The organism is Flavobacterium sp. ov086, assembly GCF_900187965.1.
In the GTDB taxonomy this organism is placed as follows: domain Bacteria; phylum Bacteroidota; class Bacteroidia; order Flavobacteriales; family Flavobacteriaceae; genus Flavobacterium.
Map to the genome: position 1 here is coordinate 76861 of NZ_FZNL01000023.1, position 13410 is coordinate 90270.

Here is a 13410-nt window from a genome sequence, read left to right on the forward strand (position 1 = left end):
TCTTTTTTTTGTTTTAAACCAAAAACTCTGAACCTCTGTATCTTTGAACCTCTGTATCTTTAAAAAACAAATTATTCTTAACTAATGTTTAACAAACGTTCCGTAGTTATATTTAGCAAGAATTGTTAACTATGTGTTTCAAAACCAAGACAATGATTACTAAAAAAATTGGGCTTCTATTTTTTCTACTTTTCATAACCTTAACTTCATTCTCTCAGGAAAAATTCACCCTAAGCGGTACCATAACTGATTATAAAAACAATGAAACCTTAATTGGAGTAAATATCTATATTCCGTCTTTAAAAATTGGAACCACGACAAACGAATACGGTTTTTATTCGCTTACAGCTCCCAAAGGAGAATATGAAATCGAAATTAGTTATGTTGGCTATAAAACCATTCAGAAAACAATTGTTTTAAATCAAAATACAAAAAATAATTTTGCCATTAACGAAGGCGGCGAAGAACTGCAAGAAGTTGTAATTACGGACAACAAAAGAAAAATCAATATCAAATCACCGGAAATGAGTACCAATAAACTGTCTATTGCTACTATCAAGAAAATGCCGGTGGTTATGGGCGAAGTCGACGTTTTAAAATCTATTTTATTGCTTCCCGGAGTTACAAATGCTGGCGAAGGCGCATCAGGATTCAATGTACGAGGTGGCGGAGCAGATCAAAACCTGATTTTATTAGACGAGGCTACGATTTTTAATTCATCGCACGTTTTTGGATTTTTCTCTGTTTTTAATCCGGATGCCATTAAGGATTTAAAATTGTATAAAGGCGGAATCCCCGCTCGCTATGGCGGAAGAGCTTCTTCTGTTTTAGATATTTACCAAAAAGACGGAAATAGTAAAGAATTTCATGTAAATGGCGGAATTGGTCTGGTTTCCAGCCGAATTCTTGCCGAAGGACCTTTGGTAAAAGATAAAGGCTCTTTTTTAATTGGCGGAAGAGCTTCTTATGCCCATTTATTCTTAAAACTGTCCGAAAAGAATAAAGACAATTCAGCTTATTTTTATGACTTAAACACCAAATTAAGCTATAAACTAAATGATAATAACAGCTTGTATTTATCCGGTTATTTTGGTCGTGATGTTTTTAGCCTGAATAAAAGTTTTACGAATACGTACGGAAATTCAACTTTAAACCTGCGTTGGAATCACCTGTATTCTGATAAATTATTTGCCAATTTATCTTTGATTTACAGTGATTATTATTACGGACTTGACCTAAACTTTGTAGGTTTCAATTGGGATTCCGGAATTAAAAATTACAATATTAAATACGATTTCAAGAACTACATTTCAGATAAATTCAAACTGAATTATGGTATAAACGGAATTTATTACGAATTCAATCCGGGAACTATAAAACCAACAAATGCTAAATCCGGAATAAATCCGGATCAATTAGATAAAAAATACGCCTTTGAACCCGCCGCTTATATTGAAGCCGAGAATCAACTTTCAAAAAAAATCACCGTTTCTTATGGATTGCGTTATAGTTTATTTTACCGTTTAGGTGCATCAACTATTAATTATTATGATAATAATGAGCCTGTAACTTTCAATACAGACATGCAGATTTACGAAAAAGGCATACCAACTTCTACTAAATATTACAGTAAAAACAAAGTCATTGAAAGCTATAACAACTTAGAACCTAGATTTGCCGTTTCATATCAGCTAAATGATGACCAGTCCATAAAAGCCAGCTATAACCGCATGGCACAATATCTTCAATTAATATCGAATACCTCATCTCCTACTCCGCTGGACGTCTGGATGCCAAGTGATAACTATATCAAACCGCAAATTGCAGATCAGGTTGCGTTGGGTTATTTCAAAAATATTAATAACGGAGCTTATTCATTTGAAGCAGAAGCCTATTACAAAAAAATCCAAAACAGACTCGATTATATTGATGGTGCCAATTTAATTGCAAATGAAGCCATTGAGCAAGTCATTTTAAACGGACACATGCGCGCTTACGGTTTAGAAATTATGCTGAAGAAAAACGAAGGTAAATTGAACGGCTGGATCTCTTATACCCTATCAAAATCAGAACAACAGACTCCGGGAAGAACGCCTGAAGAAACTGGGATAAATAATGGTCAATGGTATAATTCTCCTTACGACAAAAGACATAATCTTGCTGTAACATCTTCTTATAATTTAAACGAAAAATGGTCTTTTGGTGCTAACTTTGCTTTGCAATCCGGTCAGCCGGTTACATACCCAAACTCACAATACGAATATTTGGGAATCACAGTTCCGAGTTATGCATTGAGAAACGAAAATCGATTGCCCGCTTATCACCATTTAGATATTTCGGCAACTTTAACACCTCGAACAAACAAAGGCAGAAACTGGAAAGGAGAATGGGTTTTTAGTATTTACAACTTATACAATCGCCATAATGCAGCTTCTATAAATTTCCGCCAGAATATCGATACCGGTGCAAATGAAGCAGTACAAACCTCAATTTTTGGAATTGTGCCGGCTGTTAGTTATAATTTTAAATTTTAAAACCATTTTCTTTCAAAGAAATAAAAAATATACCATGAAAAAAGCAACCTTATTAATCGTATTTTTTATATCACTTTTCTTCGCAAGTTGTGAAGAGGTTGTAGATGTAGATTTAGACACAGCACCGCCAAAATTAGTAATCGAAGCCGCCATCAATTGGGAAAAAGGAACCGTTGGAAACCAACAAGTCATAAAATTAACTACGACTACAGGGTATTTTGAAAACAAAATTCCGATAGTTACTGGAGCAACTGTTTTTATCAAAAACAGCACAAATCAGCAATTTAATTTTATTGAAGTTCCTAAAACAGGTAAATATATATGTAAGAACTTCGAACCAAAAATAGACGAGCAATACACACTCACGGTAATTAGTCAGGGAAACACTTATACCGCCAGTGAAACCCTAAAATCTGTCGCTCCAATAACGCGAATAGAACAAAATAATGAAGGCGGAATTGCAGGAACTGATATTGAAATTAGAGCCTATTATAATGATCCGGGTGATGCAGACAATTATTATCTTTACAAATATTTATACTCCAATAAAGTAACTTCTACCTATTATGCTGATGAAGACAAGTTCTATCAGGGAAATGAGTTTTTTAGTAAATCAAATGACGATGATTTAGAGATTGGAAATACCATTGAAATAACCCATTATGGAATTTCAAAACAATACTATAATTACATGACAATATTGGTTAGTATTGCCGGAAGTAATGTTGGTGGGCCGTTTCAGTCGCCACCTGCAACCGTAAAAGGAAACATTATCAATACAACCGATAAAGCAAATTATCCTTTAGGGTATTTTTCCCTTTGTGAAACCGTTACAAAAAAATACAAAATCGAATAATTAAGAAAAAAAATGGAAGCCCAAATCAAAATTTTTACCGAAAAAAAACTTCTTGGTAAACACATTGAAATGTCGTTTATAGAAAATAAAACCTTTCAATTATGGAATAGTTTTATGCCAAGAAGAAAAGAAATTAAAAATGTCCTCAATTCGAATTTGTATTCGCTTGAAGTTTTTCCTGTTGGACATTTTGATAATTTTGAAGCAAGTAACACTTTCCAAAAATGGGCAGCAGTAGAAGTTTCAGATTTTGATATAATCCCCAAAGACATGGAAACCTTAATAATTTCTACCGGATTATATGCCGTTTTTATTCATAAAGGCCCCGCAAGCGAAGGACACAAAACCTATCATTCCATTTTTGTAGAATGGCTCCCAAACTCTGATTACACAATTGACGAAAGACCACATTTTGCCGTAATGGATGAAAAACACAAAAAAGACGATCCTGATTCTGAAGAAGAAATCTGGATTCCTATAAAAAATAAAGATTAATATCTTATCTCAATTAAAACTAATCTACGTTTAAAAAACAAAAAAATCATGCTAATCGAAACCTTAAAATCACTTTTTGATCGAGATCTCAACAAATTAAAACTCGAAATCGAATCCTATCAAAATGAAAGTCAGATTTGGGCAATTGATAAACAAATTTCCAATTCAGCAGGAAATCTTTGTTTACACCTTATGGGAAACATCAATCTTTATATAGGAAATCAACTTGGCAAAACAGATTATGTCCGAGATCGCCCTTTAGAATTTTCTCTTAAAAATGTTCCACAATCAGAATTAATTGCAAAAATAGAAGACACCATACAAGTCGTTGATAAAACGCTTGACAGCTTATCTGTTAAAGATTTAGAAGAGATTTATCCTTTAATTGTTTTCGAAAAAGAAATGACAACAGGCTTTTTTCTTGTACATCTTTCTACACATTTAGCCTATCATTTAGGGCAAATCAACTATCACAGAAGATTGTTAGATTTTGTAAACTAACTTATAAATGCCCTTAAATTGAGGGCATTTTTTATGGTAAAAGAAAAATCTCTCAAACCTCAACATATGTAAATGTTAAAGATTTAGAATTAAGCAACCTTTGCCAGTACTTAATTCAAAATTTAGAGACATGAAACACTTACTTCTTACTTTACTTTCCCTTTCTGTATTTGCTATAAAAGCACAAACTTTCAAAAATCCTCTGTCATTATTTGATCCAACACCTTACGGTTTTAGTCACGCATCATCCGTTTCAACTCCTGGCGAACTTGTTTATATTTCCGGACAAAGCGGTGGATTAGGAAAAGAGCACATATTAAGCAACGACTTTAGAGAACAAACAAAAATCGCCTTGCAAAACATCGTAACAGTTCTTGACAGTTACAGCCTAAAACCAGAGAATGTCATGAAAATAACGATTCTAATTGTAGACCATTCCTCTGAAAAACTAAAAATTTGGAACGAAGAAATCACTAAAGTCTGGAAAAACAAACCATTTCCCTCAAGCACATTAATACCCGTTTCAAAATTAGCCATCGACGGAATGTTAATCGAAGTCGATGCAACCGCTTTCAAAGCAAAATGATTTTTCGCCATTTAAGATATTAAGCAAATTAAGTTTGGGCTTAATGAAACTTAATATCTTAATGGTAAAAAACAAAGACAACGTAAATAAATCCTTTAATCTTAATAATCTCCGTCAAAAAAAAATCTAAAATTTAAAATCTAACATCTACAATCCTTTCCTTTCGTACATTTGCAGCACATTTCAAATCAAGCATCAAATGTCTTCACACCATATCGTACGCGACGACCAGGAACCAGCCTTAATTATTGCCAACGGAGCAGCCTGTAATCCAGAGTTATTAGGACAATTGTTAGAATGGTCGCCATTGGTAGTTGTACTCGATTCCGCCATAGAAAGAGTCATAGAATTAGACATAAAGATCGATGTACTTTTAGGAGATTTCGACCGTGGTTTTGATCCTGAAATTTACAAAACATCACAATATCCTATAGAAATTGTCCACACCCCAGACCAAGACAAAACCGATCTGGAAAAAGCTTTCGATTATTTAATCGAACGAAAAATTCCAGCTGTAAACGTAGTTTGGGCAACCGGAAAACGCGCCGATCATACCATTACAAACCTAACTAATATTGTTCGTTACCGTAATTTACTAAAAATTGTAATTCTCGACGATCACTCAAAAATATTTTTATTACCTAATAAATTTGAGAAATGGTATACGGCAAAAACACCAATTTCCCTAATTCCAATAGGAGTTGTAAGCGGTATTAATTCCACCAATTTAGAATATCCACTTCAAAACGACACCTTGACAATTGGCTACAGAACCGGCAGCAGCAATTCAGTCGCACAAGATGGTCTTGTTACCATCACACACACTCACGGAGATTTATTGCTAATGGAATGTATGGATTAACGAATTGTCATCCTGAGCGTCCCGAGGCTTCGGGAGAAGGATTATTGGAATTTAAAATTTGGAATTTTTAGGAGCTATTTCCTGCTGTCCACTATATCTTTTCCTGGCTAAAGGAGCCAGAAAAAGGATGCCGTTCCCATCAGGGCTAGAGCGATCGTTTTTATAATTACCTCTTTCTCCAAAAGGAATGACTATCTTTGCACGGAAATTCAGAAAAATGAAAGAAATAGACAATTCCGAAAAAAGTATATTACATCCTAGAAATCTTCATCGTTCCCGATATGATTTCGAACTTCTTATTGCAAATTGTCCAGAATTAAAATCGCAAGTTGCCGTAAATGTTCACGGAATTGAAACTATTGATTTCAGTAATCCTATTTCGGTAAAACTACTTAACAAAGCATTATTACAAACCTACTACGATATTCAAAATTGGGATATTCCCCAAAATTACCTTTGCCCGCCAATTCCCGGCCGAGCAGATTATATCCACTATCTAGCCGATTTACTAGCCGAAACCAACAACGGAATTATTCCGCAAGGTTCAGCAGTTTTAGGTTTGGATGTAGGAACAGGCGCAAATTGTATTTATCCAATTTTAGGAAATGCAATTTACGATTGGAGTTTTGTAGGTACCGATATTGACGAAAAAGCAATTGAAAATTGCAGCAAAATAATCGAAGCCAATCCAAAATTGATTGACGCTATAAGCTTGCAGCAACAAACCGAATCCCGTTTTATTTTCAAAAACATCATCACGCCCGAAGATCGTTTCACCTTCACGATGTGTAATCCTCCGTTTCATTCTTCTGCCGAAGATGCAAACCAAAGCACTGTTCGTAAAGTTTCTAACTTAAATCCAAAAGAAAAGAAAAAACTAAATCCGGTTTTAAATTTTGGCGGTCACAATGCCGAATTATGGTGCGATGGTGGCGAAATTGGCTTTGTAACCCAAATGATCTACGAAAGTGCAAAATTTGCCATGCAATGTTTATGGTTCACAACATTGGTTTCGAAAAGAGATAATTTGTCAAGCATTTATAAAACATTAAATAAAATAAATGCAGCATCCATCAAAACAATCGATATGGCGCAAGGTCAAAAAACAAGCCGTGTTGTAGCCTGGACTTTTATGAGCGAAAGTCAGCAAAAATCATTCAAACTTTAAGATTCTTAAACGATATTTTAATTTATTGTTTTGTAACTTCGTGCAAATTAAGTGAATATGAACACTCTTGAACTTAGAAATATTTTGATTTCTGAAATTGAAAAAATCGATGATGATAGCTTTTTATCAGCATTAAAAACTATTTTGGACAGTCGAAAACCTTCTCCTAAAAATTATTCAGAACAATATAATGAAGAACTAAAAGTTGCTGAAGAAGATATTCAAAGCGGCAATTTTTATAGTCATAATGATGTTAAGGATAAAATAGAACAATGGAAAAAGAAATAATTTGGTCTATTACTGCTCAAAATCAGCTTGAAAAAATTTACTTCCATTTATTTAAAGAAACTAAAAGCAAAAACATTCCCAATAAAGTAATTGATATTATTTATAATTCAGTCAGCATTTTAAGTACCAATTGGGAAATTTACGAATTAGATGAAATGAAAATTTCAAATAACGGAGATTATCGCGCTTACGAAATTTACAGCTATAGAATATCTTATAAAGTCAAATCTAAAGAAATTCATATTTTAAGAATTAGACATACAAGTCGAAATCCTAAAAAACTATAATTCTACTTTATAAAACACCTTCGAAGTTTATCCAAACTTTGCCAAACAACTGATTTTCAGAATCAAATCATTTATTTATTATTATTTTTGGTAAATTTACTATAAAAGCAATTAATAAATTATGGCTGATTATATTGGTTACCTCGCATCATTTTTTATAGTCGGAGGTTTTCTGTTGAAAGATCTCAGAACAATACGTTTCATTAACCTTTTTGGATGCATCTGTTTTGTGCTTTACGGTATCTTTTTAAAAGATTATGAAGATTTCAGTCAATGGCTTTTACCTGTTATTATTCCAAATGCTATTTTAGCAATCGTACAAATCTATCATCTGACCGTAAAAGATCCTAAGAGATTGTAATTCTGATATTTTAAAACAAAATCCTGATACTCTATCTGCATTATTCTCAGTACCTTTAAGGTAAATTGAATTACATGAGTACGCCAAAAATATTTATCAGGATTTTACTGTTTCTTATACTTGTGAGTTGTGCTTCATCTAAAAAAGCAAAATTTGAGGATTACGTTTTCAAAACAAAATCCGAAAAACAAACTTATTTAAGTTCTTACGACAAAGCTTTAAAACTTTGGGATATTCCCTATTCCGAAGAAAATATAAAAACCAGCTTCGGAACGGCACATATTATAATTGCAGGTCCACAAAACGGAAAAGACTTGGTTCTACTCCACGGAATGGACGCCAGCTCAACAATGTGGTATCCAAACATTAAAGCTTTAGCCAAAAATCATCGCATTTATGCTATTGATTTTATAATGGAACCCAACAAATCGACACTAACTTCAAAACCACTTTCATCAGACGAAATAGTAATTTACTACAACGAAATCTTTACACATTATAAATTAAAGAAATTTGATATTGTGGCCGCTTCCCGCGGCGGCTGGATTGCGACTTTATTGGCTACTCAAAAAACCAACTCAATTAACAAAGTAGTTTTACTAAGTCCTGCTCAAACCTTTAAATTTATTGATAAAGTAAGAAAATCATCCTCTGCATTAATGCTAAAACTATTTCCAAGCGAAAAGAAATTCGTAAAAACATTAGTAACATTTTCTACACATCCCGAAAAAATTAGTCCTGTTTATAGAAGGCAATTTTATCTCGCCAATAAATATGCAAAATCAAATTCAAGCATGCTTAAAATGACTCCTTTTTCAGATAAAGAACTGGAATCAATTAACAATCCTGTTTTGGTTTTAATTGGAGATCATGATGTTATTAATTCTGACGATAGTTTGGAGCGTGCACAAAAATATCTACCAAATTGTAAAACAAAAATAATCAAAGACGCAGGACATTTTTTATCCATTGATCAATCAAAAATTGTAAATGATGCAATGATTGATTTCCTAGATTAGGTAAAATAAGAGCGGTGATTTTTGCCGCGAATTTCACGAATTCTCACAAATTAAATTTTAAACGCAATACAATTAGTGAAAATTCGTGAAATTCGTGGCAACCCTTTTTTATCTTTTTTATAGAATTCAAACTTTGTATCTTTACAAAACTAATCTTTTCATCAGTCAAAAATGAATTTCCAAGTATCCTCAGAGTATAGTCCAAAAGGTGATCAGCCGCAAGCTATTGAAAAACTTTCGCAAGGTATTGTAGACGGCGAAAAATATCAGACATTATTAGGAGTTACCGGATCCGGGAAAACATTTACTGTTGCCAATGTCATTCAGGAAGTTCAAAAACCAACTTTAGTTTTGGCTCACAACAAAACTTTGGCGGCACAATTGTATTCGGAATTCAAACAATTTTTCCCGAATAATGCTGTTGAATATTTCGTTTCTTACTACGATTATTATCAGCCCGAAGCTTTTATGCCTGTAACAGGGGTTTTTATCGAAAAAGATTTATCTATCAACGAAGAGCTTGAAAAAATGCGTTTAAGCACCACTTCTTCCCTTCTTTCAGGACGAAGAGATATTTTGGTTGTCGCATCCGTTTCTTGTTTGTATGGTATTGGAAACCCTGTAGAATTTCAGAAAAACGTAATTGAAATTTCAAGAGATCAGGTAATTTCCAGAACAAAATTATTACACAGTTTAGTACAAAGTTTATACGCCAGAACTGAAGCCGATTTTACGCCCGGAACCTTCAGAATAAAAGGCGATACCGTCGAAGTTTATCCAAGTTATGCCGACGATGCTTTTAGAATTCACTTTTTTGGAGATGAAATCGAAGAAATAGAATCCTTTGACGCAAAGACTTCTCAGGTTATTGAGAAATTTAAAAGACTGACTATTTATCCTGCCAATATGTTTGTGACTTCTCCGGATGTTCTACAAGGTGCTATCTGGGAAATTCAACAGGATTTGGTGAAACAAGTCGATTATTTTAAAGAAATAGGAAAACATCTTGAAGCAAAACGTTTGGAAGAACGAACCAATTTTGACTTAGAAATGATTCGCGAATTAGGATATTGCTCCGGAATCGAAAACTATTCAAGATATCTTGACGGACGAGAAGCCGGCACAAGACCATTCTGTTTGTTAGACTACTTTCCTGATGATTATTTAATGGTAGTTGACGAAAGTCACGTTACGATTTCGCAAGTTCACGCCATGTATGGAGGCGATCGCAGCCGAAAAGAAAATCTGGTAGAATATGGTTTCCGTTTACCGGCTGCAATGGACAACAGACCTTTAAAATTTGAAGAATTCGAAGCCATGCAAAATCAGGTGATTTATGTATCTGCAACTCCTGCCGATTATGAATTGCAAAAAACAGATGGTATTTATGTCGAGCAGGTAATTCGTCCAACAGGATTATTAGACCCAATTATAGAAATCAGACCAAGTTTGAATCAAATTGATGATTTGATTGAGGAAATTCAGGTGCGTTGTGAATTAGACGAAAGAGTTTTGGTTACAACTTTAACCAAAAGAATGGCCGAAGAATTAGCCAAATATTTAACTAAAGTAAATATTCGTTGTCGATACATTCACTCTGATGTTGATACACTGGAACGTATCGAAATCATGCAGGATTTACGAAAAGGTATTTTTGATGTTTTAATTGGAGTAAACTTACTTCGTGAAGGTCTTGATTTACCAGAAGTTTCGCTTGTTGCGATTCTGGATGCCGATAAAGAAGGTTTTCTTCGTAGTCATAGATCTTTGACTCAAACTATTGGTCGTGCGGCAAGAAACCTAAACGGGAAAGCGATTATGTATGCCGATAAAATTACGGCGAGTATGCAAAAAACAATCGACGAAACTACTTATAGAAGAACAAAACAAATTAATTACAACGTAGAAAACGGTATTACGCCACAAGCTTTAAACAAAAAAATCGATAGTGCATTTACTAAAAATCCGTTGGTAGAATATGAACTAGGACATACTTTAGCAATAGCTGCCGAACCGGAAACTGCTTATTTATCAAAAGGTGATTTAGAAAAAATGATTCGCGAGAAACGTAAATCAATGGAAAAAGCGGCGAAAGAATTAGACTTTTTACAAGCTGCAAAATTACGTGACGATATTAAAAAACTTCAGGAACAATTACCTTAATTGTGCTGTTCCTGAAAAACTTTCAATAAAACTTTAGGGTCAATCATTGCGTTTGGAGCTTTTTTCATTAAATTTAAAACACGTTTTACAGCACCAGGATTTAATCCCATTTCAATTGCAATTTGTTGAATTGCTGTTGCTTCTTTTTCATGCAAAACACCATCGCAATGCATAATCAAAGCCAATCTGTAAAATTGCTGAATACGCTGAAATTCTGATTTTATAATTACAAACTCATTTTCCTGATGGAATAAATCTTTAAAAACAGACAATTCTATATTCAATTCCTGCGCAACAAGCCACAAAAAATCATATTCTCTTTTATGCAGTTTGCCGTCAACGGTAGAAAAAGCAATCATTTCTAAAAGTAAACTTCTCTTTTCTGTTTCGGTATTCATCAATTTATTATTTTTAGCTAAATTATTGTTTTTAAATCTAAAACGCAAAAGAACTCATGATTCGAGTATTCTTATTTTCTATTTTTCTTTGGGTGACTTTTGCTGGAAATGCACAGCAAAGTACAGCTTCAAAAAACGTATCAAGTTTTTCTATTGAAGCTCCTCAATTAAACACAACCAAAAAAATCTGGATTTATCTTCCTGAAAATTATTCGGCTACAGCCAAAAAGAAATACAGCGTCATTTATATGCAGGATGCTCAGAATTTATTTGATGCTAAAACTTCCTACGTCGGCGAATGGAACGTCGACGAAAAACTGGACAGTCTGAAAGCACAAGTAATTGTGGTAGGAATTGAACATGGAAACGACAAACGCATAGACGAATTAACGCCTTATAAAAACGAAAAATATGGCGGTGGAAAAGCCGATGATTATGTAGATTTTATTGTAAAAACATTAAAACCTTATATCGATAAAAACTACAGAACCAAACCAAAAGCCAAAAACACGACTGTACTGGGAAGTTCGCTTGGCGGATTAGTCTCTTATTATGCTGCTTTGAGATATCCGGATGTTTTTGGGAAAGTTGGAGCTTTTTCCCCTTCATTTTGGTTTTCAAATGACATATATACCTTAACAGAACAAGCGCCTAAAATCAAAACGAAAATTTATTTTTTATGTGGAGATAAAGAAAGTGATGATATGGTAAAAGACATGACCAAAATGGAACGTTTATTAGATACAAAACGGTGTTATTGTTTGCATCTTACCAAGTCTAAAATTGTAAAAGGTGGCGAACATAACGAAAAACTTTGGCGTGATGGTTTTGTAAAAGCAGTGCTTTGGCTGGGTTATTAAATATTAAATTGAATTTATTATGGAACTTATTTTAAGAGAATACAATCTAAAACTAAAACATACTTTTACTATTTCGAGAGAATCGATTGATTTTCAGCCTTCCTTAATTGTTGAGCTTAAAAGTGATGGTTTTTCAGGGTTTGGAGAAGCAACTTCAAATCCGTATTACAAAACTACGGTTCCGATGATGATGGAAGATTTAGAAGAAATCCGAAGCATTATTGAAGCTACAGAAAATGAAACTCCTGATGAATTTTGGGCAAAAATGCATCCATATTTAAAAGATGATATGTTTGCTTTATGCGCTTTAGATTTGGCTTATAATGATTTGTATGCTCGTAAAAAAGGCAAGAAACTATATGACCTTTGGGGTTATACTACAGAAAAAAATCCGCTTACAGATTATACGATTGGAATTGCTTCTATAGCTAAAATGGTTTCGAAAATGCAGGAACTTCCCTGGCCTATTTATAAAATAAAACTTGGAACCAAAGAAGATATCGAAATCGTAAAAGAACTGAGAAAACATACCGATGCCATTTTTAGAATTGATGCTAATTGTGGCTGGGGCGTTGATGAAACGATAAATAATGCCATTGAATTAAAAAAATTAGGCGTTGAATTTCTGGAACAACCCATGAAAGCTGATAACTGGGAAGCACACAAAGAAGTTTTCAAACATTCGGTTTTACCCATAATTGCAGACGAAAGCTGCATTATTGAAGAAGATGTTGCAAAATGTCACAATCATTTTCATGGTGTAAACGTAAAACTGGTAAAATGCGGCGGACTAACTCCGGGAAAACGGATGATTGAAGAAGCCAAAAAACTAGGTCTGAAAACCATGGTTGGCTGTATGACAGAATCAACAGTTGGGATTTCTGCAATTGCGCATTTACTCCCTCAATTGGATTATGTTGATATGGATGGCGCATTGCTTTTGGCGCAAGATATTGCAACCGGTGTAACGATCAAAAATGGTGTTATCCATTATTCTGAACTTAATGGAACTGGAGTTACTTTAATCTAAAC

General features: G+C 33.8%; 15 protein-coding genes. 14 read left to right on the plus strand and 1 reads right to left on the minus strand.

Features of this window, described 5'->3' with window-relative positions:
* Positions 1–152 precede the first annotated feature (152 nt).
* The 12 genes from CHB81_RS21330 to uvrB all read left to right on the plus strand — a co-directional run bounded on the left by CHB81_RS21330 (position 153) and on the right by uvrB (position 11120).
* A complete protein-coding gene (locus CHB81_RS21330; protein WP_089353858.1) occupies positions 153–2534 on the plus strand; it encodes a TonB-dependent receptor in 2382 nt (793 codons plus the stop codon).
* 34 nt (positions 2535–2568) lie between these two features.
* Positions 2569–3390 (plus strand): DUF4249 domain-containing protein, encoded by an 822-nt coding sequence (locus tag CHB81_RS21335; protein WP_089353859.1) that lies wholly within the window; start codon positions 2569–2571, stop codon positions 3388–3390.
* Positions 3391–3402: 12 nt separating this feature from the next.
* Positions 3403–3885 (plus strand): GyrI-like domain-containing protein, encoded by a 483-nt coding sequence (locus tag CHB81_RS21340; RefSeq protein ID WP_089353860.1) that lies wholly within the window; start codon positions 3403–3405, stop codon positions 3883–3885.
* A 48-nt stretch (positions 3886–3933) separates the two neighbouring features.
* Positions 3934–4386 carry a DinB family protein gene (locus tag CHB81_RS21345; protein WP_089353861.1) on the plus strand — a complete coding sequence of 151 codons (453 nt, stop codon included), beginning with the start codon at positions 3934–3936 and terminating at the stop codon, positions 4384–4386.
* Positions 4387–4516: 130 nt separating this feature from the next.
* Entirely contained in the window at positions 4517–4972 is a 456-nt protein-coding gene (locus CHB81_RS21350; RefSeq protein ID WP_089353862.1) for a RidA family protein, read from the plus strand.
* A 199-nt stretch (positions 4973–5171) separates the two neighbouring features.
* Positions 5172–5834, plus strand: coding sequence for a thiamine diphosphokinase (locus CHB81_RS21355; protein WP_089353863.1), 663 nt, complete (start codon positions 5172–5174; stop codon positions 5832–5834).
* Between the two features lie 217 nt (positions 5835–6051).
* Positions 6052–7002 (plus strand): 23S rRNA (adenine(1618)-N(6))-methyltransferase RlmF, encoded by a 951-nt coding sequence (gene rlmF / locus CHB81_RS21365; RefSeq protein ID WP_089353865.1) that lies wholly within the window; start codon positions 6052–6054, stop codon positions 7000–7002.
* A 57-nt stretch (positions 7003–7059) separates the two neighbouring features.
* Positions 7060–7290, plus strand: a complete 231-nt coding sequence (locus tag CHB81_RS21370; RefSeq protein ID WP_089353866.1) for a hypothetical protein — start codon at positions 7060–7062, stop codon at positions 7288–7290.
* A complete protein-coding gene (locus tag CHB81_RS21375; protein ID WP_089353867.1) occupies positions 7275–7577 on the plus strand; it encodes a type II toxin-antitoxin system RelE/ParE family toxin in 303 nt (100 codons plus the stop codon). The genes CHB81_RS21370 and CHB81_RS21375 overlap by 16 nt, the downstream gene beginning before the upstream one ends.
* Before the next feature lie 121 nt (positions 7578–7698).
* Positions 7699–7938, plus strand: coding sequence for a uroporphyrinogen decarboxylase (locus tag CHB81_RS21380; protein WP_089353868.1), 240 nt, complete (start codon positions 7699–7701; stop codon positions 7936–7938).
* 74 nt (positions 7939–8012) lie between these two features.
* A complete protein-coding gene (locus CHB81_RS21385) occupies positions 8013–8957 on the plus strand; it encodes an alpha/beta fold hydrolase (protein ID WP_089353869.1) in 945 nt (314 codons plus the stop codon).
* Positions 8958–9128: 171 nt separating this feature from the next.
* Positions 9129–11120, plus strand: a complete 1992-nt coding sequence (gene uvrB / locus CHB81_RS21390) for an excinuclease ABC subunit UvrB (RefSeq protein WP_089353870.1) — start codon at positions 9129–9131, stop codon at positions 11118–11120.
* On the opposite strand, the gene CHB81_RS21395 is transcribed toward uvrB, so the two are convergent.
* Entirely contained in the window at positions 11117–11518 is a 402-nt protein-coding gene (locus tag CHB81_RS21395) for an excinuclease ABC subunit B (protein WP_089353871.1), read from the minus strand. The genes uvrB and CHB81_RS21395 overlap by 4 nt on opposite strands.
* 56 nt (positions 11519–11574) lie before the next feature.
* Between CHB81_RS21395 and CHB81_RS21400 the strand changes: the two genes are divergently transcribed.
* Together CHB81_RS21400 and CHB81_RS21405 are read left to right on the plus strand one after the other, a co-directional pair.
* A complete protein-coding gene (locus tag CHB81_RS21400; protein ID WP_089353872.1) occupies positions 11575–12378 on the plus strand; it encodes an alpha/beta hydrolase in 804 nt (267 codons plus the stop codon).
* A gap of 19 nt (positions 12379–12397) precedes the next feature.
* Positions 12398–13408 (plus strand): dipeptide epimerase, encoded by a 1011-nt coding sequence (locus CHB81_RS21405; RefSeq protein WP_089353873.1) that lies wholly within the window; start codon positions 12398–12400, stop codon positions 13406–13408.
* Positions 13409–13410: the final 2 nt, after the last annotated feature.